Source organism: Flavobacterium sp. (assembly GCF_043773265.1).
Lineage (GTDB): Bacteria > Bacteroidota > Bacteroidia > Flavobacteriales > Flavobacteriaceae > Flavobacterium.
The window spans coordinates 1-20627 of record NZ_JAYVFH010000163.1 but is presented as its reverse complement, the minus strand read 5'-3'; the positions used below and the strand labels follow the sequence as shown (position 1 = coordinate 20627).

Here is a 20627-nt window from a genome sequence, read left to right as displayed (position 1 = left end):
AAAATTTCCTACCAAGCAGAAGCTAAGTATGGAAAAGTGCTTATAAAAGCTTTATCGTTAGAATTAACATGGTCAGAAGTTAATGAAGCATTTGCAGTTGCATCTGGTCCACCAAAAATCAATATTAATTCAACATCTATTACATCATCAGCCAAAGCTCTTCCTGTTAAAACTTGCGTTCCGTTATAGAAAGTAGTTGGTCCAGATTTTGCAACGTTCAATACATCTGTTGCTAGAACTCCTGTAAAAGCTGAAGCACTTAATCCAAGTAAATTGGTAGTATATGCTGGATTTAAAGCCATCAATCTAGCTTGAAAAACAGATTGATAAGCTGCACCCATTGCTGATGGAGTTGTAGTATTAAATGCGTCTTTAGGAGTTCCAGATGCAATAAATACTGTATTTATTGCTGGTCTCGCCATTTGATCTTTTTGAACAAAAGTTCCTGAAAAATCTGTCGATGCAGCATCATCATTGTTACAACTAATTAGTGATGTTGTAGCAATTATTGATAATGCTAATATTCTTAATTTATTTGATTTCATATCTTTTACTTTTTAAATTATGGTTATTATTGTTTTTGTTTAGTTTCTGCCCAAACATTAATTGAGGTAGAAGTACCTAACATAGTTTTTGGCACTTCAATAATTGTAGCTAAAACATTAGTACCGGCAAAAGTGTCTACACCAGGATTGTTAAATCCAGTTGCAGTTCCAGCAATAATTAATTTAAATTGATTTAAATCAAAAAAGAATGGATCGTCTCTTGGTCCAGCAAAAAATTTCATTCCGCTAGTAGTAGTCGCAATTATTGGATCACTTCCATATTGAGAAATATCAACACTTCCTGCAGGAGAACTAGTCTTAACTACACTAGATGTACCTGGAGTTTCTGGAGCAACTGGTCCAAAAAAGTACATTTTGTTTCCTCTTTTAATTGCTTGAATAACTAAATCTTCAACATTGTCGCCATTATTATCAATGTTAAGTTCAATCATTACATTTTCATTAAATGAAGCAGCTCCAGTTGCAGTTGGAGATAAAAGACCTTGTGTGTTTATTGCAAACACCAAGTTGTTGGCGTCTTGCCCTTGAAAGGCATATACATCTGTAATGTCATTTGCATTACCTGTAATTGCTGGAGCATCTGCGTGATCGGCAGCAATTAGAACTAGACCTGAAATCGCAATCAGCGACAGACCTAAAATCATTTTTGTTTTTTTCATTGTTCAAAATTTTTTAGAGATTATTTAAATTGATTTACGAAGAGTTAATGTTTATGGTTTTTAGATTTAAAAAAAAATAATTAAAATAGTTGTTATCTCATGATAATCAATACTTTAATTTTTTATTAAATTCAAAATTGTTTTTAATATCAAACTGTTTTTTAGTCAAAAAATTCAAACCATGCTTAACACAAATACAAATCAAATAATCAGTTATCAATTGTTTTTAATATGAAATTATTTTCACAAGTCAAAACTAAACAAGGATGCTAAAAATTTTATTACATAATAAAAGTTAAAAATTATATAGTTTGCATATAGTTCTTTTTATATAAAAATTTATTTTTTAGCTTCTTTATTAAAAGATTATTAGCTTTGTAAATAATAAAAAAAATGATATGACTCAAGAAGAATTAATACCATTATTACTTACTAAGAGCGACAAAGCATTTACTCTAGTATATGATATGTATTCAAAAAGCATGTTTGCGGTTATAAGTAATTTAGTAAAAGACAAAGAAGAAGCCGAAGATGTTCTTCAAGAAGTATTTGTGAAGATTTGGAAAAACATTGATTCATACAACGATTCTAAAGGAAGGTTTTATACATGGATTATAAATATTGCCAGGAATACATCTATTGATAAACTGCGTTCTAAAGCTCATAATAATAGTCAAAAAAACCTATCTTTAGATAATTTCGTACATCTGTTGGATGACAGTAATAAGTTAACAAATAGAATCGATACTATTGGAATACAAGATTTTGTAAAAAAATTGAAGCCAAAGTGTATTCAACTTATTGAATTATTATTCTTTCAAGGATATACACAACAAGAAGCATCAGACGAACTTGAAATTCCGCTTGGAACTGTTAAAACTCAAAATAGAAATTGTATTAACGATTTAAAAATTTATTTACAAGTATAATGAATACAAAAGAATATATAGAATCTGGAAGTTTAGAGCTTTATGTTTATGGTATATTAAACGAAAGTGAAACCGAAGAGATTACAGAATTAGCAAAAACCAGTCCTGCTGTAATGAACGAAATTATTTCAATTGAAAAGGCAATAATAAATTTAACTAGTAGTTTTTCTCCTAATATATCTGCAGAGAATTTCGAAAAAATTAAAGCAAAATTACAATTGAAACATGTTAAGGTTGTTAAAATGAAATCTAAATCTAATATTTCACAATATTTAGGTTGGGTAGCATCAATTGCTTTACTTCTAGGAATTGGTTATCAATATAATGAATTGAATAATTCTAATGTAAAAATTAATTCAATTGAAACTGAAAAATCAAACCTTCAGAAATCAATAGTAGAATTAGAATTGAAAAATAAAGACAATGCTACTGCATTAAACGTTATTAGAGATTCTAAAAATACTGTTGTTGCTCTTGCAGGACAAGCTGTAGCGCCAACATCCTTTGCAAAAATATATTGGAATAAAGAAACTTCAACCGTTTATGTAGATGCAACCGGTTTACCAAATCCACCAGAAGGAAAAGTATATCAAATTTGGTCTTTAAAATTAAGTCCAACTTTAACACCTACAAGTATTGGTTTGTTGGATAACTTTAAAGCAAATGATCCAAAACTATTTACTGTAAGCGGAACAAGAGATGCAGATGCTTTTGGAATTACTCTTGAACCTGCTGGTGGAAGTGTTTCGCCAACAATGGACCAATTATATACTTTAGGAAAAGTATAATTATAAAAAATATTTTTTAAATGAAAAGGTTCAACAAATTGTCGAACCTTTTTTTCATATAAATCTAAATTTACTTTTTACTAGTTTTTTTATTTTTTATATAAGCAAATGTTGCTAAAATTGATAAGAATACTAACGAATAATAAAATTCTACAGGTGTAACAACTTTATCACCGCTTGCATAAGAATGTAAACCAGTTAGATAAAAATTGACTCCAAAATAGGTCATCATTATTGAATAAAATGCTAAAACACTCATTAAATTATAAATCCATTTTCCGCGCAACGCTGGTACAAATCTTGCATGAATTACAAAAGCATAAATCATAATACTTATTAATGCCCAAGTTTCTTTTGGATCCCAACCCCAATATCTTCCCCAAGATTCATTTGCCCATTGACCTCCAAGAAAGTTTCCAATTGTTAACATAACAAGACCAATTGTTAATGCCATTTCGTTGATATATGTTATTTCCTTAATGTTTAAATTCATTTTGGCTTTGTTCTTTTCGGTTGTAAATAACATTAAAATTAATGCTACTAAACCTAAAATCATTCCTAGAGTAAATGGTCCATAACTTGCTACAATTACTGCAACGTGAATCATTAACCAATAGGAGTTTAAAACAGGTTGTAAATTGGCAATCGATGGATCCATCCAATTCCAGTGTGCAATCATTAATATCATTGAAGCCACAAATGTTCCAGAAGCAACAGTCAATTTAGATTTTCTATCAAATGCTAATGTAAAAAACATTGTTGCCCAAGCTACATATATCATACTTTCATAAGCATCGCTCCAAGGTGCGTGGCCAGAAATATACCATCTTGCAATTAATCCTAAAGTGTGTAAAACAAATAGTAAAGCAATAAAAATATGAAAACCATTTATAATGAATCTAATAGATTTTTTTTCGAAAAAGATATTAATGATGGTAAACAATAACATCATAATTCCGCAAAGCATATATAAATAATACAGCTTTTTAAAAATATCATATTTATTATATAAAATCTCCGAATCTATTTTATCATCACTTGGTCTAACCGCTTTTCCTATTTTCTTTTGGTAATTTTCCATTCCAACAAGAAAAGTGTTCGACATTGTATAATTGTTATCTTGAGATGATTTCATCAAAGCATCTAGATAAATAGGAAGCGCATTTTTGATTGTGTCTAATGAAGTTCCTGTAGTATGATTTATTTCTAAATAAGATACCCATTTGTTATTTTTATCATTTGGAACAGGAAAAACTTTTAGTATTTGACCACTCAAGGCAGTATTCAGTAAATTTACTTTTTTATCTGTTTCTATAAAATCTTTTTCAAAATTAGATGGAATTTGCGATTTATAGGATGTTTCTAAATATCGAGATAATTTATAATTTCCTTTTTTGTCAAAAAAAGCTCTTAATGATGCATATTTTTCGTCTGATTTTATTCCAATAATTTTTCTAATACTATCATTTCCTTTTTTTACATATATCAATGGTACTTCATACCATGCAATAGGAAACTGAGTCATTGAAAGAAAAACTTGGTCAGAATTCATATCTTTATAAACATCATTTTTGCTTACTTTTCTTAACAATTCTGACGAAAAAGTATTTATTGGCTTCATTCTTCCGCCATCATCTTGAATCACTAATCGACCAAACTGTGCTGCATGTTTTTCAGAAACTTTATATTTTAGAATTGAATCAATATAATTAAATTTTGCTGTTGGCTTTGTATTGTGATTAGCATGATTTTGACCAAAACTAGTAATTGATAAAAATAAAATTATTATAGTAATTAGTTTTGATTTTTTTTCTTTTACAACTTCAAGTTTTCTTTTAATATCTGCAAAACGTGAATGTTTTGTAAATAAAATAGACATCATTGCAAAGAATAAAATAAAGTAACCAATATAGGTTATTAATGTTCCCCAAAAGTCATGATTTACAGATAAAACGGTTCCTTTTTCATCTGGATCAAAACTTGCTTGAAAAAATCTAAATCCTTTGTAATCTAAAATATTATTCATAAAAATTCTTGCGTCAAAATTTTCCTTACCATTTAGAACCGTTACTTTACTTTCAAACGAAGAATATCTTTTTTCGGTTCCTGGATAACGTTTAGCAATGAAATCGTTTAGTCTAATATTGAAAGGTAAAGTATATACTTTACTTCCAAAAAGTATTGTGAAATCTAGTTTTCCAATTTTAATGTTTTCTGGTGTACCTTGTTTTCCTTTAGAACCAACAAGAGTTATGTCTTTTTCTATTCCTTGAGATTTTATTGTTACTACAAGCGCATCATCACCTTTTTTATTTTTATAATCACCACTAGATTTAAAATCTTTTTCTCCTTTTATAGGTTGATCTGGAAAAACAAATTGAGCTCCGCCTAAATTATATAGTGAACGAAACATTAATGATTGCACCAAGTCTTTAACAACCTTGCCTTGCATTTTATCAGCCATTCGCATAAAGTTTCCTTCAAATGGTGCTTCGATTGTTGAAATTCCATCTTTTATAGAAATATTAATTGCTCCTTTTGTATAAGCATTCAATGCAAATAAAACATTATGAATATTTTTTACTTCTCCTTCTTTTAAATAATGTTCGTGTCGTTCTCCACCTCCAGATTCAACCATTTTTAGATGCAATTTACCATTAGGTGTTTGCTTGATGGTTTCTTTGGCATCCATAATAAAGTTTTTATATTTTACTACAAATGGTACTTCGGCAAAATCGCTTTTAATTGAAAAATCATTAGATGCAACTTGAGATAACAACAACGCTTTTTCAAAAGTTCTACGTTTAGTTTCTCCTTGATATTCACCATCTACAAAAAAAGTAATGTAATTTTTATCCGAATATACTTGATTGGAAGATTCACCTTCTTTTATTGGCATCATTCCTTCATAACTAATATAACGTGTTATTCCTGCTCCAATTAAAATAAAAATAAAAGATAAATGCAATAAAAGTGTTGCCCATTTTTCTTTTTTTAATAATTGATAACGACTAATGTTTCCGATGAAATTAATAAGAAAGAAAACATGAATTGCTTCAAACCACCATGAGTTATAAATAATTATTCGTGCAGTGTCGGTATTGTATTCGCTTTCTATAAATGTTCCAGCAGCCATTGAAGCTGCATAAGATAAAAACAAGAAAGCCATTAAACGAGTAGAAAAAAGAATAGATTTTATTTTTTCCATAATATATTTTGGAATAATTTTTTAAAAAGTGATACAAAAGTAACAAATTAAGTTTGGTTTAGAATTTAGAATTAACATATTTATTGTTTATTTATATTGTGTTTAGATTCAAAATAAATAGGTTATTGGGTTGATTGCTTTTTTTTAAAACAAATAGTACTTTTGATATTATAATTTATTCTTTATCTAAAAAATATTTATTCAAATTAATAATTATGAATGAACTATTTATTGGCTCTTTAATACCAATTTTTTACTTGGTTTATAACTATTTACGCTCATTTATTATATTGTTCTTTATATAAATGGTTTAGGAAGTTCTTTGTGAAGTGAAAATCAATTGACTGCAATTACACTGAATTAAAATTTACTTGTAAAAAAGGTTTCACACTTATAAAACCTTTTTACTATTTTTACCAAATGTTAGAAATAGTAATAATTGGTTCTGGTAACGTTGCACAACACTTAATAAAAGCTTTCAAAAAAAGCAAAAAAATTAAAGTAGTTCAGGTTTTTGCTCGAAATAAAGAATCGATTTCTCACTTGTTACCAATTAGTAAAATAACCTCGGATTATAATAATTTAAAAGAAGTACCTGTTTATTTTATAGCAGTTTCTGATAACGCAGTGGCACAAGTTTCTTCTCAAATTCCTTTTTCTAATAAAGTAGTGCTTCACACTTCTGGAAGCGTTGCAATTTCTGATTTGGATGATAAAAACATTCGTGGTTCATTTTATCCTGTTCAAACATTTTCTAAAAATAAAAACATAGACTTTACAAAAATTCCAATTTGTATTGAAACAGAACAAGAAACGATGTATAAAACCTTAGATTTAATTGCACATTCAATTTCTGACATTGTATATAAAATAACATCACAACAAAGAAAGGCATTGCATCTTGCAGCAGTTTTTGTAAACAACTTCACCAATCATTTATATAAAATTGGAAACGATATTTGTATTGAAAACCAGCTTGATTTCGAAATTTTAAAACCTTTAATTCAGGAAACCGCCAACAAAATAGTAAATCTTTCTCCAAACGAAGCTCAAACTGGTCCAGCAAAAAGAAACGATACACAAACAATTAACTCTAATTTGAATTTTCTAACTAATGAAAATCAAAAAGAAATATACAAACTACTCACCAAATCTATAATTGATAATGGCAAAAAGTTATAAAGAAATCATGAATTCTATAACAACATTTATTTTTGATGTTGATGGTGTTTTAACTGATGGAACCGTTCATGTTTCGCCAACTGGTGAAATGCTAAGAGAGATGCACATTCGTGATGGATTTGCAATGAAAGCAGCACTAGAAAGTGGTTATTCTATTTGTATAATTTCTGGCGGAAGCAATGAAGGTGTTCGTATTCGGCTGAGAAATCTTGGAATAACTGATATTTATTTAGCTACTGCAGATAAAGTTGAAACTTTTAAAGAATATACAGAATTATACAATATAAAACCTGAAAACGTGTTGTATATGGGCGATGACATTCCAGATTTTCATGTTATGAAATTAGTTGGTTTGCCAACTTGTCCGCAAGATGCTGCTCCAGAAATTAAAGCAATTTCAAATTATATTTCTCACATTAATGGCGGAAAAGGTGCTGTGCGTGATGTAATTGAACAAGTTATGAAAGTACAAGAAAAATGGAATAATTACTATAATGGAAAGTTGGATTGAAATAATGTTAAGTGCACAGTGTACAGTTTAGGAAAATAAATTTACAGTAAAAACATAAATGAAATATTTAAATTTAATTAGATACAAAAACCTATTTCTACTTGCTTTCATGCAATTAATTTTTAGATACGGATTTTTAAAACAACAAAATATTTGGCTTTCCTTGAGTGACTTTCAATATATATTACTTGTACTTGCAACTGTTTTAATTGCTGCTGGTGGATATGTAATAAATGATATTTTTGATGTAGAAACCGATTCAATTAACAAACCAAAAAAATTAATTATTGGTTCTAAAATTTCTGAAGGAATTGCATATAATATTTATGCAGGTTTAACTATTTCTGGAGTTGCAATTGGAATGTATCTGTCTAATATAATTCAGAAACCACAATTTATTACATTGTTTATTTTTGTTGCAGCACTACTCTATTTTTATGCAACAACATTAAAACAGTTGTTACTTATTGGAAACATAATCGTTGCATTGCTATTAAGTTTTAGCATAATTATTATTGGTTTTTTCGATTTATATCCAGCAACTTATGAAGGAAATCAAGAGTTAATGTCATTAATTTTTTCAATATTAAAAGACTACGCAATTTTTGCTTTTATTATTAATTTTATTAGAGAAATAACCAAAGATTGCGAAGATTATAATGGCGATATCAGTCAAAATATGAGAACGTTACCCATTGCCATTGGAATACATAAAACAAGTAAAATTATTTTTATCTTATTATTAATTTCTGTACTAATATTGCTAAATTATATAAACAATAATTTAATGCAATATGAATTATATTATTCTATAATTTATGCATTGATAACAATAATTGCACCTCTAATATATTGTGCAATTAGAGCATGGAGTTCTAAAGACAAAAATGATTTTCAAACAATTAGTAAAATATTAAAATTTATAATTTTCTTCGGAATACTATCAATTGCAGTTATTACCTATAATATAATACACAATGTATAAAAATTATAAAATAATACTTGCATCAGGATCACCAAGAAGGCAACAATTTTTCAAAGATTTAGATTTAGATTTTGAAATTCGTCTAAAAGAAATAGTTGAAGTTTATCCAGATGATTTAAAAGCCGAAGAAATTACCAATTATTTAGCCGAATTAAAAGCAAAGGAATTTGATGATGAACTTATAGAAAATGAATTATTAATTACAAGTGACACACTGGTTTGGCTAAACGGAAATGCTATTGGAAAACCCAAAGATTATAAAGATGCTTTTCAAATATTAAAATTATTGTCTAACGAAACACATCAAGTAATAACCTCAGTATGTTTTAAAACAAAAGATAAAACAGAAACAATTTTTGACATAACAGAAGTAACTTTCAAAGAACTAAACGATGATTCAATTCGTTATTATTTAGACAATTATAAACCTTTTGATAAAGCTGGAGCTTATGGTATTCAAGAATGGATTGGATTAATTGGAATCTCTAAAATTGAAGGTTCATATACCAATGTCGTTGGCTTACCAACCGAAAAAGTATATCAGTTTTTGCAAAATTTAAAATAAAATAGGATGACTTTTTTTAATGATTTTACTCATGAAGTTTTAGCGACAGGAATTGTAATAGTAATAATTATTACAAGTAGATTTCTTGTTTTTAAACTTGTAAAACGATTTGCCAGAACCAGCCAAATTATCGAACATAGAGCGAATCTAGTAATAAAATATATTAACTTACTAATTTACATATTGGCAATTATTGCATTAATTGTAATTTGGGGTGTAAAAAAAGATGATATATTTTTAACACTTTCTTCAATTACAACAGTTGTTGGAGTTGCATTATTTGCACAATGGTCAATATTAAGTAATATTACATCTGGTGTAATTTTATTCTTTTTCTTTCCATTTAAAATTGGTGATACCATTAAAATTCATGATAAAGATTTTCCTATTCAAGGAGAAATTGAAGATATAAATGCCTTTCATATTAACCTAAAAACTGAAACAGGAGAAAAAATTACTTATCCTAATAATCTCTTGCTTCAAAAAGGTATTTCTATAATAAATGATTCTTTTGAAGATAAAGAATTTATGGATTAATAAATTCAAATTATATAAATTTTAGTTCGAATTATATAACTCATAAAAAATAGTCAATAGTATTTTTGTTTAACCATAGCCAATTAAACCAAAGTACTATGAATGAAACAATTAAACTTCCTTTTTACGCAAAATTGACATTTGTCTTATTGTCTATTATTGCATTATTGTTTCTGCTTTATGTTGGTCAGAAAATAATAATACCAGTAATTATGGCTTTTATTTTTGCTATAATTCTTAGACCAATTGTAATGTTTTTAAAACACAAATTACAATTTCCACATGTAATTGCTGTTATGTTTTCGGTACTCATTTTTGTCACTTTAATTGCAGGAGTTCTAACCTATATTTCGTTACAAGTTACTGATATTGTTAGTGATTTTGATAAAATTCAAAAAAACTTAACGATACACATTCAAAGTATTCAACAATATATAAAAGAAAATTTTCACCTCACTAATAGAGAACAAAAAGAATATATGAATGATGCAACTAATGACACTTTAGAAAGAGGAAAAGAAATAATTGGAAGTACATTATTATCATTTACAGATACATTGTTTACAATGATCATTATTCCAATATATACTTTTTTGATACTCTTGTATCGCACACATTTTATGATGTTTTTAAATAAATTGTTTAAACCAGAATACCACCAAAAACTGTCTGAAATATTAAATCTAATAAAAGTTGCGGTAAAAAGCTATATTCTAGGATTAATTTTTGAGATGATAATTGTAACTGTTTTAACATCAATTGGATTGTCAATTATTGGCGTTCCTTATGCAATTTTACTAGGAATATTAACTGGTCTATTAAATTTAATACCCTATATAGGAATTCTTGTAGCTGGAGTATTAACAATAATCGTTTCACTTTCTGGCTCTTCAGAATTATCTATGATTTTTGGTGTGTTAATTGTAAATTTAATTGTTCAATTAATTGATAATAATATTCTTGTTCCAATGGTAGTTAGTTCTAAAGTAGAAATAAATTCGTTGGTAACTATTATTGGAATTATCATTGGTGGTACAATTGCAGGAGTTTCCGGAATGTTTTTGGCAATACCAATAATTGCAATTCTAAAAGTAATATTTGATAGAATTGAATCTTTAAAACCTTGGGGATATTTAATGGGTGACGATTTACCTAAAACCTATGAGTGGCACAAAATAAAATTGCCTCTTTATGATTTTGATAATTTAACCGATACAACTCCAAATAATGTTGAAATAAAAATAGAAATTGTTAAATCTCCTGAGAATATAACCTCAGAATAATATTGCGTTTACACTATTAGTAAGTTTCATAACTATCAATTAAAAAAGATAATTATGAAACTTTTTTAATTGAAATAAATAGCAAAGTGTGAATGATATAAAATTATAAAAATGTTATGTAACAAGAAAAAACCACTACTAGCGCAACTTTGCAACATAATATTTAAACAATAAAAAAATAATTAAAAAGAAAAATTATGAAAACAGTTTCAAGAAAAATTGCATTAACAGTTACATTATTATTTGCCTCAATTGGGTTTGCACAAGATTCATCAATTCCATCTTCAGATTCTCGTGAAGAATTAAAATTTGGTTTAAAAGCTGGTGTTAACTTTTCAAATGTTTATGATGAAGAAAATCAAGATTATGTTGCAGATGGCAAAGTTGGTGTTGCAGCTGGAGCATTTATATCAATTCCATTTGGAAAATTTATAGGTTTTCAGCCAGAAGTTATGTATTCTCAAAAAGGTTTTAAAGCTTCGGGAACAGTTTTAGGAGCAGATTATAATTTTATTAGAACTACAAATTTTATTGACATTCCGTTGCAATTACAAATTAAACCAATAGAACAATTAACAATTTTAGTTGGACCACAGTTTTCATATTTATTAGAAACTAAAAATGAATTTAATGGCACTACTTCTACAGTTCAAGAAGATGCAATTAATAGCGAAAACTACAAAAAAAACATCTTCGGATTTGTAGTTGGTGCTGATATTAATCTAGATAAATTTATTATTTCTGGTCGTGCTGGTTGGGATATTAGTAAGTCAGATTCTGACGGAAATGATACAACACCAAGATATAAAAATCAAGTTATTCAGTTAGCTTTAGGTTATAGATTCTAATTAAAAATAAATACAATTGGGTTTTTAGTATATTTTTAAAACCCAATTTAATAAATAAAAAAAAACATGAAACAAGGAAATGTAATTGTCGGATTGTTAGCAGGACTAGCTGCCGGCGCAGTTTTAGGAATTCTATTTGCACCAGAAAAAGGTTCAGATACAAGAAAAAAAATCACTAACAAAGGAAAAACTGCTTTAGATGATTTAAAAAATAAATACAATGATGCAATTAATCATCTAAATTCTAAACTTGATAAAACTAAAAATAATGGTTTAAAAATATATCATGATGGGCATGAATTAGTAGAGAATACTAAAAACAAAAATTAGTTCACTCATGATAAGGTTTTAGTTGACAATAAAGTTAACTAGAACCTTATCATCTTTTTTTTAAAACTTTAAAAGCCATGAATTAATATTCAGAATGATAAAAACTATACCATGAAAAAAATTATTCCGATAGATAAAATTAAGAAATATGCTATAAATAAATCTATAGAAGTAAGTAATAAATCTATAGAAAGCACTTCAAAATTTTCTAGAATTTTAATTGATTTAGCCAATGTTTTTTTATTTATTATTCGTGTATTTAAAAATACTTTTTCTAAAGAATTTGAATTTAAAGAATTTATAAAGCAATGTTTTCAAATTGGCAATAAATCGTTTACTTTAATTTCTATCACTGGAATTATAATGGGATTAGTGTTAACCATTCAATCAAGACCAATATTAGTAAAATTTGGAGCTTTAAATCTATTGCCAAATATGGTTGCAATTTCTTTAATTAGAGAAATGGGACCAGTTATTACAGCATTGATTTGTGCAGGAAAAATTGGTTCGAGCATGGGTGCAGAACTAGGTTCAATGAGAGTTACCGAACAAATTGATGCACTAGAAGTTTCATCTGCTAATCCAATTAAATTTTTAATTGTACCACGAGTTCTTGCAGCAACTTTAATGATTCCAATATTATGTATTTATGCCGATGCTTTAGGCATTTTGGGTAGTTGGGTTGGCGCCAATATTAAAGGTGATTTAAATTTTGTTTTATTCATTTCTCAAGCATTTGGAAAAGTAGATTTTATAGATTTTATTCCTGCAGTTATTAAATCATTTTTCTTTGGTGCAGTAATTGGGCTTGTTGGTTGCTATAAAGGTTTTAATGCTGGTAGAGGAACAGAAAGTGTTGGTATTGCTGCAAATACAGCTGTAGTAACAGCTTCCTTTCTTGTAATTCTTGTAGATTTAATTGCAGTTCAAATAACAGATTTACTATTATAATGAAAAAAACAACTTCACAAGAATTGGTAATCGAAATCAAAAATCTAAAAAAAAGCTTCGGAAATTTAAATGTTCTAAACGATATTTCATTAGAACTCTATAAAGAAGAAAATCTAGTTGTATTAGGAAAATCTGGTTCAGGAAAATCGGTTTTAATAAAATGCATTGCACGACTATTAAAAACAGATAACGGAACAATAAATGTTCTTGGCAGTGAAGTAACGCAATTAAAAACCAATGAACTCAATGAAGTTAGAAAAAAAATTGGTTTTCTTTTTCAAAGTGGAGCATTATATGATTCAATGACTGTTAAAGAAAATTTAGAATTTCCGCTGAAAAGAATTAAAAAAGAATTGACTGATGCCGAAGTTGATGCTAAAGTTAAAGAAACTCTAGAAAATGTTGGATTACAAGATGTATTATATAAAATGCCATCTGAACTTTCTGGCGGAATGAGAAAAAGAATAAGTCTTGCAAGAACAATAATTATTGACCCAGAAATAATGCTTTATGATGAACCAACAACAGGTTTAGATCCAGTAACTGCCAATGAAATTAGCGAATTAATAAACGATATTCAAAAAAAATATAAAACATCATCAATAATAATAACACACGATATTGAATGTGTTAGAACGGTTGCCAATAGAATTATTATGCTTAAAGATGGTGATGTATACAAAGTTGGTTCATTATCAGAATTTGAAAGTTCAACAGATTCTTACATCAAATCATTTTTTAAAACTAAAAAGAAAAATTAAAATGGAAACTGAAAATAAAGGATTTAAAATTCGATTAGGATTATTTATTATTGCAGGTTTAACTCTATTTTTGTTAGCAATATTTATCATTGGAAAACAAAAAAACTTATTTGATCCTGTTTTTACATTATCAACTAAATTTCAAAATGTAAGTGGTTTACAGGTTGGAAGTGCCATTCGTTTTTCTGGTATCAATGTTGGAACAGTCGATAATATAGAAATTCTAAACGACTCAATTGTAAAAGTTGATATGATAATTAAAAAAGATGTTCAAAAATTTATTCGAGCCGATTCTAAAGCTGGAATAGGTTCTGAAGGTATAATTGGCGATAAAATAATTGTTATATCGCAAGGAAATTCAACAAGTAAATTGGTGAAAAATGGACAAAATATTACCGCTACTGAACCAATTGAAACCGATGCCATAATGAGAAGTATAGAAACTACAGCCGGAAATGCAGCTCTAGCAACTAACGAAATAAATGAGATTTTAATAAAAATAAATAGCGGTGAAGGAACACTTGGTCGACTTATTCAAGATAAAACAATGGCAAACAACCTAGACAAAACACTCGTAAATCTTAAAAATAGTTCAAAAGGATTGAATGAAAACATGGAAGCTGCCAAAAGTAATTTCTTATTAAGAGGTTATTTTAACAAAAAGAAAAAAGCAGCTGAAAAAAAGAAAAAAGAAGCTGAAAAAGCAAAAAATAAAAAGTAAAATTCTACGTTATATAGTATAAATAAGTTATTGAATTATGGAAACGGAAGAAGAAATTAATGCTAAAATCATGAAAATCACTATGGTAATTCAAGAAAACTATCCTGAATTATCTAAGTATTTAAACGAAATGCCTGTAACAGTGCCCATTGATAGTAATCCTATAATAAATGCAAGGAATCTTGATAAATATTATAATTCACTTTTAAACTTGTTTAGAAATTATGTTGCAGAACATCAACTAAATTATATTAAACAAACAACTGGCTCAGGTCATTTATAAATATCCAATTTATACATGCTAATATTATAACTTAATATTTAAATCATGTAATATTCTTAACCACTTTATTTAGCAAATTTGTATAACAATAATGTTAAACCAAAAATTTAAGAATCATGAAAAAACTAGCACTTTACACAATGATAATGATAACTTCATTAACATTTGTACCAACCCAAGCATTTGCAAAAGAAAAAAATCCACTTGCAGTATCTACAAATCCAAATGAAGTTCCAGCCGAAGTTAAAGTCTTACTTTTAAGATTAGACGAAATTAAAGCCATTGACAAATCAGAATTAAATGCATCTGATAGAAAAGCTCTAAGAAAAGAAGTTCGAGATATTAAATCTACACTTAAATCAACAGGTAATGGAGTATATTTTTCTGTTGGAGCAATTATAATTGTTATACTACTACTAATACTTTTAGTTTAATAAAATATCAAAAAAAATTGATAAAACTAAAAGCATCCTTTAATTATAAGATGATAATTACCAAACAATTAACAAATTTATATGAAATTTGGTTTAATTGTTGGCTATCATGATTTATAAAACAATTAAAAATTATTAAATTATGAAAACACTAAAATTATTTATAATTGGATTATTGTTTATTACAACATCCAATTCTCAAGCTCAAGTTTCAGTAAATGTAAATCTAGGAAAACCACCAGTTTGGGCACCAGCAAATAGAGTTGAAACGCAATATTATTATTTGCCAGATGTTGATGCCTATTATGATGTTCCAGCAGAACGATTTATTTATAGAAATAATGGAACTTGGATTCGCTCAACGGTTTTACCAGCAAGATATAAAAGCTATAATTTAAGTGGCGCAAATATTATATATCTTACTGATTATAAAGGAAATTCTCCGTATGTTTATCACAAAAACCATATTGTAAAATACAAAAAAATAAAATCTAATAATAGAACTATTGTTGTAAAACAAAAAAAATACAAAGCAAACAAAGCAAATGGTCATGATAATGGTAAAAGAAAAAACAATAATAAAGGAAAAGGAAATAAAGATTAAAATATTTATTTAGAATAATTTAAAGAGTAAAACCTAAAAAGTTTTACTCTTTTTTTTGTTAAAGAAATTCCAAAATTCAAGAAAAAAAATATTCACTTTATTATTATTACTACATTTGAAACTATTGAAAAAAAACAAATGCAAATGCAAAAGATTTTTACATTTCTAACTTTATTATTATCTGGATTTATACTATTAGCACAACAACCTCAAAAACCTAATGCTGTAGAAATTTATCATCAACTAGAAAAACTCAATTTTTTAGGTTCAGTTTTGTATGTTGCTGCACATCCAGATGATGAAAACACTAGGTTAATATCTTATTTATCTAACGAAAAAAATGCTCGAACAGGTTATCTTTCTTTAACTCGTGGCGATGGCGGACAAAATCTTATTGGCCCTGAATTAAGAGAATTACTCGGAGTTATTAGAACCCAAGAACTTATTGAAGCCAGAAAAATTGATGGCGGAGAACAATTTTTTTCGCGTGCCAACGACTTTGGATATTCTAAAACTCCAGATGAAACATTAGAAATTTGGAATAAAGAACAAGTTTTAAGTGATGTAATTTGGACAATCAGAAATTTTAAACCCGATGTAATCATCAACCGTTTTGATCATCGTTCACCTGGAACAACACATGGTCATCATACATCATCAGCAATGTTGGGTTTAGAAGCATTTGATAAAAGTAATGATGCAACAGTTTTTTCAAATCAGCTTCAATATGCAACAACTTGGCAACCAAAACGTATTTTTTTTAATACTTCATGGTGGTTTTATGGAAGTAAAGAAAAATTCGAAAAAGCAGATAAATCTAATTTAAGTAAACTTCAAATTGGTGTTTTCTATGAGCAATTCGGAAAATCCAATCAAGAAATTGCAGCACTAAGCCGAAGTCGTCATCAATCTCAAGGATTTGGTAGCACTGGAACTCGTGGCGAAGAAGACGAATATTTAGAATTTCTAAAAGGTGAACCATTGCAAGACAAAACCAATATTTTTGAAGGAATTGATACCACTTGGAATAGAGTAAAAAACGGAAAAGAAATTGGAGAAATTCTGGCTAATGTTCAAAAGAATTTTGATTTCAAAAATCCATCAGCAAGTGTTTCAGAATTAGTAAAAGCATATCGTTTAATTGAAAATTTAGACGATAAACATTGGAAAACTATAAAACTTGAAGAAATAAAAAAAATAATTTCGGCTTGTACTGGTTTATATCTTGAAGCCATTGCAGATACTCAAGAAATTACACCAAATAGTGATTTAAAAATAAAAATTGAAGTAATTAATAGAAGTTCAGTACCAATGAAATTAACCGGAATTGGAGCTGTACCTGTATATGTTGCTAAAAACGAAAAAAATATTGATTTAAAAAACAATATCACTTTTACAGAAAATAATACACTTCAACTTCCAAAAGATCTTGAATATACCAATGCCTACTGGTTAAAACAAAAAGGAAGTGTTGGAATGTATAATGTAGAAAATCAATTAAATATTGGAAAACCAGATGTTTTACGTCAAGCAATGGTTGGATTTTGGATAGAAATAAATGGTGTTGAAATTTCGTTTGAACGTAATATAGTTTACAAATACAATGACGATGTAAAAGGAGAAGTCTATCAACCACTTGATATTGTTCCGGTTGCAACTTCATCAATTCAAGAAAAAGTATATATTTTTCCAAACAATAAAGAAAAATCTATAAGCATAAAAATCAAAGCTGGTAAAGACAACGTTTCTGGTAAAATAAAATTAGAAGTTCCAGAAAATTGGAAAGTTACGCCTACTTCAATTCCGTTTTTAATAACTAAAAAAGGTGAAGAACAATTGGCTGTTTTTTCTGTACTTCCATCAAAAGAAGCTTCTGAAATTGTATTAAAAAGCATACTTGAAGTTGACGGAGAACTATTTGATAAAGAAAAAATTGACATCAATTATTCGCACATTTTCAAGCAAATGGTTTTAAAACCTACCGAAGCTAAAGCCATTAAACTAAATATTAAAACCAAAAACGAAAAAATTGCATATATTATGGGTGCTGGAGACGAAGTTCCAAAAAGTTTAATGCAAATGGGTTATGAAGTCGAAATAGTGAAACCCGAAGAAATTTCGGCCGAGAAACTTCAAACTTTTGATGTTGTCATGACAGGAATTAGAGCTTACAATGTGGTTACAACTTTAGGATTTAAACAAAATATACTTTTTGATTTTGTAAAAAATGGCAAAACTATGATTGTGCAATACAACACATTAGACGATTTAGTAACTAAAGAAATTGCGCCATTTTCAATAAAAATTTCTCGAGATAGAGTTACTGAAGAAAATGCCGAAGTTAGATTTTTAGCACCAAATCATTCCTTACTTACTTATCCAAACAAAATCACTACTGAAGATTTTAATGGATGGAAACAAGAACAAGGATTGTATTATCCAAATGAATGGGATTCAAATTTTACACCAATTATTTCCTCTAATGATAAAAACGAAAAACCAAAAGATGGTGCCATTTTAGTTGCCAATTACGGAAAAGGACACTATATTTATACAGGAATAAGTTTTTTTAGAGAACTTCCAGAAGGAGTTCCTGGAGCATTTAGATTATTAGCAAATATGATTTCAATTGGCAATTAATATGGAAACTAAAAAACAAAATAAATGGAACACCAATTACACTTGGCTTTTAGTGATGAACGCCGTTTATATCATTGTTTTTTTTATTCTAATGCAAATATTCTCATAATATGCAACAATTAGATTGGATTATTCTTGTCGTAACACTTTCTTTTATAGTTATTTATGGTGTTTATAAAACCAAAGGAAGTAAAAACATAGAAGATTATATTCTTGGAAATAAACAAACCAATTGGTGGACAGTTGGATTGTCAATAATGGCAACACAAGCCAGTGCAATTACTTTTCTTTCAACGCCAGGACAAGCATATCATGACGGAATGGGATTTGTTCAATTCTATTTTGGCTTACCAATTGCAATGGTAGTAATTTGTGTTACTTTCATTCCAATTTATAACCGACTCAAAGTTTATACTGCATATGAATATCTTGAAAATCGTTTCGATTTAAAAACCAGAACTTTAGCATCAATCTTGTTCATGATTCAAAGAGGTTTAGGAACTGGATTAACAATATATGCACCATCAATAATACTTTCAACACTGTTAGGATGGAATTTAACTTTGCTTAATATTATTATCGGAATTTTAGTAATTATATACACCTTTTCTGGAGGAACAAAAGCTGTAAACGTAACTCAAAAGCAACAAATGTTTGTAATAATGAGTGGTATGTTTATTACTTTTTTTTTAATTCTTCATTTACTTCCAAACGAAATGACATTCTCAAATGCTATGCATATTGCAGGAGCAAATGAAAAAATGAATATCGTAGATTTTTCATTAAATCCCGAAGTTAGATATACTTTTTGGAGTGGAATTGCAGGTGGGTTTTTCTTGAGTTTGGCCTATTTTGGAACTGATCAATCGCAAGTTGGACGCTACTTATCTGGAAAATCAGATAGAGAAAGTCAAATGGGATTAATAATGAACGGATTTTTAAAAGTTCCGATGCAGTTTTTTATATTATTAATTGGAGTTATGGTTTTTGTCTTTTTTCAGTTTAATGATGTACCACTTAATTTTAATCCTGTAAATAAAGAAGCAATAGAAAAATCTATTTATGCTGATAAATATCATGGATTAGAAAAACAATTAAAAGATTTAACCGAAGAAAAAAAAGAATACAACTTATTATATATTGATCATTTAAATCAAAATTTTGACAACCCAATTTTAAGAGATAGATTAGTTGCCATTTCTGGAAAAGAACGCGATTTACGAGATCAGGCAAAAGAATTAATCACCAAAGCAGATGCAAAAGCAGAAACTAACGATAAAGATTATGTTTTTTTATATTTCATTTTAAACTATTTACCTAAAGGTTTAATTGGTTTATTACTAGCTGTAATACTTTCGGCTGCAATGTCATCATCTGCATCGGGTTTAACAGCATTAGCATCAACAACAGCAATAGATATTTACAGGCGAAATTTAAAAACTCCAAAATCAGATAAACATTTTGTTACCGCAACAAGATATTTCACATTACTTTGGGGAATAATTGCAATACTTTTTGCTTGTGTAGGAACTTTATTTGAAAACTTAATTCAGTTAGTAAACATAGTTGGATCAATATTTTATGGTACTGTTTTAGGAATATTTTTAGTAGGATTTTATATAAAATATGTAAAAGCGACTTCAATATTTTGGTGTGCATTAGTGAGTCAATCTTTAATAATTTATATCTATATTTTAGATGTTGTAAGTTTCTTGTGGCTCAATTTTATTGGTGCTTTACTTACCGTTTCTTTATCTATCATGGCACAAATAATATTGAATCAAAAGAAGAAAATAAACACATAAAAAAAACCATAAACTCTAAAAGAATTTATGGTTATAC

The 20627-nt window shown here is 27.9% G+C and carries 21 protein-coding genes; 18 read left to right on the top strand and 3 right to left on the bottom strand.

All coding sequences use genetic code 11. The annotated features are described in order from the left end of the window. Nucleotides 1-8: 8 nt before the first annotated feature. Complete coding sequence (locus tag ACH2BO_RS08985; RefSeq protein ID WP_395044412.1) at nucleotides 9-545, bottom strand: DUF4331 family protein; 537 nt, start codon at nucleotides 543-545, stop codon at nucleotides 9-11. Nucleotides 546-571: 26 nt separating this feature from the next. Beyond that, nucleotides 572-1225, bottom strand: coding sequence for a DUF4331 family protein (locus ACH2BO_RS08980; RefSeq protein ID WP_395044411.1), 654 nt, complete (start codon nucleotides 1223-1225; stop codon nucleotides 572-574). 398 nt (nucleotides 1226-1623) lie between these two features. Here ACH2BO_RS08980 and ACH2BO_RS08975 point away from each other — a divergent pair, with 398 nt between their 5' ends. Together ACH2BO_RS08975 and ACH2BO_RS08970 are read left to right on the top strand one after the other, a co-directional pair. Continuing rightward, on the top strand, nucleotides 1624-2154 hold the full coding sequence (locus tag ACH2BO_RS08975) for an RNA polymerase sigma factor (protein WP_395044410.1): 531 nt from the start codon (nucleotides 1624-1626) through the stop codon (nucleotides 2152-2154). Then, nucleotides 2154-2942: an anti-sigma factor domain-containing protein gene (locus tag ACH2BO_RS08970; RefSeq protein WP_395044409.1), complete on the top strand. Its 789-nt coding sequence runs from the start codon at nucleotides 2154-2156 to the stop codon at nucleotides 2940-2942. The genes ACH2BO_RS08975 and ACH2BO_RS08970 overlap by 1 nt, the downstream gene beginning before the upstream one ends. Nucleotides 2943-3012: 70 nt before the next feature. On the opposite strand, the gene ccsA is transcribed toward ACH2BO_RS08970, so the two are convergent. Beyond that, nucleotides 3013-6150 (bottom strand): cytochrome c biogenesis protein CcsA, encoded by a 3138-nt coding sequence (gene ccsA, locus ACH2BO_RS08965; protein ID WP_395044408.1) that lies wholly within the window; start codon nucleotides 6148-6150, stop codon nucleotides 3013-3015. Nucleotides 6151-6570: 420 nt separating this feature from the next. Between ccsA and ACH2BO_RS08960 the strand changes: the two genes are divergently transcribed. From ACH2BO_RS08960 to ACH2BO_RS08885, 16 genes are all read left to right on the top strand, one after another. Next, nucleotides 6571-7332, top strand: a complete 762-nt coding sequence (locus tag ACH2BO_RS08960) for a Rossmann-like and DUF2520 domain-containing protein (RefSeq protein ID WP_395044407.1) — start codon at nucleotides 6571-6573, stop codon at nucleotides 7330-7332. After that, nucleotides 7316-7843 carry a KdsC family phosphatase gene (locus ACH2BO_RS08955; protein WP_395044406.1) on the top strand — a complete coding sequence of 176 codons (528 nt, stop codon included), beginning with the start codon at nucleotides 7316-7318 and terminating at the stop codon, nucleotides 7841-7843. The genes ACH2BO_RS08960 and ACH2BO_RS08955 overlap by 17 nt, the downstream gene beginning before the upstream one ends. Nucleotides 7844-7901: 58 nt before the next feature. Beyond that, nucleotides 7902-8828 (top strand): geranylgeranylglycerol-phosphate geranylgeranyltransferase, encoded by a 927-nt coding sequence (locus tag ACH2BO_RS08950; RefSeq protein ID WP_395044405.1) that lies wholly within the window; start codon nucleotides 7902-7904, stop codon nucleotides 8826-8828. After that, nucleotides 8821-9393 carry a Maf-like protein gene (locus tag ACH2BO_RS08945; protein ID WP_395044404.1) on the top strand — a complete coding sequence of 191 codons (573 nt, stop codon included), beginning with the start codon at nucleotides 8821-8823 and terminating at the stop codon, nucleotides 9391-9393. The genes ACH2BO_RS08950 and ACH2BO_RS08945 overlap by 8 nt, the downstream gene beginning before the upstream one ends. A gap of 6 nt (nucleotides 9394-9399) precedes the next feature. Then, nucleotides 9400-9930, top strand: a complete 531-nt coding sequence (locus ACH2BO_RS08940; RefSeq protein ID WP_395044403.1) for a mechanosensitive ion channel domain-containing protein — start codon at nucleotides 9400-9402, stop codon at nucleotides 9928-9930. Nucleotides 9931-10028: 98 nt separating this feature from the next. Continuing rightward, the gene (locus ACH2BO_RS08935; RefSeq protein ID WP_395044402.1) at nucleotides 10029-11213 is read left to right on the top strand and encodes an AI-2E family transporter; all 1185 of its coding nucleotides are present in this window, start codon (nucleotides 10029-10031) and stop codon (nucleotides 11211-11213) included. Nucleotides 11214-11410: 197 nt separating this feature from the next. Beyond that, nucleotides 11411-12061 carry a porin family protein gene (locus tag ACH2BO_RS08930; protein ID WP_395044401.1) on the top strand — a complete coding sequence of 217 codons (651 nt, stop codon included), beginning with the start codon at nucleotides 11411-11413 and terminating at the stop codon, nucleotides 12059-12061. A gap of 66 nt (nucleotides 12062-12127) precedes the next feature. Continuing rightward, the gene (locus ACH2BO_RS08925; protein WP_395044400.1) at nucleotides 12128-12391 is read left to right on the top strand and encodes a YtxH domain-containing protein; all 264 of its coding nucleotides are present in this window, start codon (nucleotides 12128-12130) and stop codon (nucleotides 12389-12391) included. 111 nt (nucleotides 12392-12502) lie between these two features. Beyond that, nucleotides 12503-13342, top strand: coding sequence for an MlaE family ABC transporter permease (locus tag ACH2BO_RS08920; RefSeq protein WP_395044399.1), 840 nt, complete (start codon nucleotides 12503-12505; stop codon nucleotides 13340-13342). Continuing rightward, nucleotides 13342-14103 carry an ABC transporter ATP-binding protein gene (locus ACH2BO_RS08915; RefSeq protein ID WP_395044398.1) on the top strand — a complete coding sequence of 254 codons (762 nt, stop codon included), beginning with the start codon at nucleotides 13342-13344 and terminating at the stop codon, nucleotides 14101-14103. The genes ACH2BO_RS08920 and ACH2BO_RS08915 overlap by 1 nt, the downstream gene beginning before the upstream one ends. 1 nt (nucleotide 14104) lies before the next feature. Then, complete coding sequence (locus tag ACH2BO_RS08910; RefSeq protein WP_395044397.1) at nucleotides 14105-14824, top strand: MlaD family protein; 720 nt, start codon at nucleotides 14105-14107, stop codon at nucleotides 14822-14824. A 37-nt stretch (nucleotides 14825-14861) separates the two neighbouring features. Further along, the gene (locus tag ACH2BO_RS08905; protein WP_395044396.1) at nucleotides 14862-15107 is read left to right on the top strand and encodes a hypothetical protein; all 246 of its coding nucleotides are present in this window, start codon (nucleotides 14862-14864) and stop codon (nucleotides 15105-15107) included. A 116-nt stretch (nucleotides 15108-15223) separates the two neighbouring features. Continuing rightward, nucleotides 15224-15541, top strand: coding sequence for a hypothetical protein (locus tag ACH2BO_RS08900; protein WP_395044395.1), 318 nt, complete (start codon nucleotides 15224-15226; stop codon nucleotides 15539-15541). Nucleotides 15542-15683: 142 nt separating this feature from the next. Next, nucleotides 15684-16145, top strand: coding sequence for a hypothetical protein (locus ACH2BO_RS08895; RefSeq protein ID WP_395044394.1), 462 nt, complete (start codon nucleotides 15684-15686; stop codon nucleotides 16143-16145). A gap of 138 nt (nucleotides 16146-16283) precedes the next feature. Beyond that, a complete protein-coding gene (locus tag ACH2BO_RS08890; RefSeq protein WP_395044393.1) occupies nucleotides 16284-18785 on the top strand; it encodes a PIG-L family deacetylase in 2502 nt (833 codons plus the stop codon). A gap of 110 nt (nucleotides 18786-18895) precedes the next feature. Next, nucleotides 18896-20590: a sodium:solute symporter gene (locus ACH2BO_RS08885; protein WP_395044392.1), complete on the top strand. Its 1695-nt coding sequence runs from the start codon at nucleotides 18896-18898 to the stop codon at nucleotides 20588-20590. Nucleotides 20591-20627 lie beyond the last annotated feature (37 nt).

Coding starts and splice junctions, on each gene's coding strand:
- ACH2BO_RS08985 (WP_395044412.1), bottom strand. CDS start 545: ATGAAATCAAATAAATTAAGAATATTAGCATTATCAATAATTGCTACA.
- ACH2BO_RS08905 (WP_395044396.1), top strand. CDS start 14,862: ATGGAAACGGAAGAAGAAATTAATGCTAAAATCATGAAAATCACTATG.
- ACH2BO_RS08945 (WP_395044404.1), top strand. CDS start 8,821: ATGTATAAAAATTATAAAATAATACTTGCATCAGGATCACCAAGAAGG.
- ACH2BO_RS08915 (WP_395044398.1), top strand. CDS start 13,342: ATGAAAAAAACAACTTCACAAGAATTGGTAATCGAAATCAAAAATCTA.
- ACH2BO_RS08970 (WP_395044409.1), top strand. CDS start 2,154: ATGAATACAAAAGAATATATAGAATCTGGAAGTTTAGAGCTTTATGTT.
- ACH2BO_RS08950 (WP_395044405.1), top strand. CDS start 7,902: ATGAAATATTTAAATTTAATTAGATACAAAAACCTATTTCTACTTGCT.
- ACH2BO_RS08900 (WP_395044395.1), top strand. CDS start 15,224: ATGAAAAAACTAGCACTTTACACAATGATAATGATAACTTCATTAACA.
- ACH2BO_RS08890 (WP_395044393.1), top strand. CDS start 16,284: ATGCAAATGCAAAAGATTTTTACATTTCTAACTTTATTATTATCTGGA.
- ACH2BO_RS08980 (WP_395044411.1), bottom strand. CDS start 1,225: ATGAAAAAAACAAAAATGATTTTAGGTCTGTCGCTGATTGCGATTTCA.
- ACH2BO_RS08895 (WP_395044394.1), top strand. CDS start 15,684: ATGAAAACACTAAAATTATTTATAATTGGATTATTGTTTATTACAACA.
- ACH2BO_RS08960 (WP_395044407.1), top strand. CDS start 6,571: ATGTTAGAAATAGTAATAATTGGTTCTGGTAACGTTGCACAACACTTA.
- ACH2BO_RS08940 (WP_395044403.1), top strand. CDS start 9,400: ATGACTTTTTTTAATGATTTTACTCATGAAGTTTTAGCGACAGGAATT.
- ACH2BO_RS08920 (WP_395044399.1), top strand. CDS start 12,503: ATGAAAAAAATTATTCCGATAGATAAAATTAAGAAATATGCTATAAAT.
- ccsA (WP_395044408.1), bottom strand. CDS start 6,150: ATGGAAAAAATAAAATCTATTCTTTTTTCTACTCGTTTAATGGCTTTC.
- ACH2BO_RS08955 (WP_395044406.1), top strand. CDS start 7,316: ATGGCAAAAAGTTATAAAGAAATCATGAATTCTATAACAACATTTATT.
- ACH2BO_RS08885 (WP_395044392.1), top strand. CDS start 18,896: ATGCAACAATTAGATTGGATTATTCTTGTCGTAACACTTTCTTTTATA.
- ACH2BO_RS08930 (WP_395044401.1), top strand. CDS start 11,411: ATGAAAACAGTTTCAAGAAAAATTGCATTAACAGTTACATTATTATTT.
- ACH2BO_RS08925 (WP_395044400.1), top strand. CDS start 12,128: ATGAAACAAGGAAATGTAATTGTCGGATTGTTAGCAGGACTAGCTGCC.
- ACH2BO_RS08910 (WP_395044397.1), top strand. CDS start 14,105: ATGGAAACTGAAAATAAAGGATTTAAAATTCGATTAGGATTATTTATT.
- ACH2BO_RS08935 (WP_395044402.1), top strand. CDS start 10,029: ATGAATGAAACAATTAAACTTCCTTTTTACGCAAAATTGACATTTGTC.
- ACH2BO_RS08975 (WP_395044410.1), top strand. CDS start 1,624: ATGACTCAAGAAGAATTAATACCATTATTACTTACTAAGAGCGACAAA.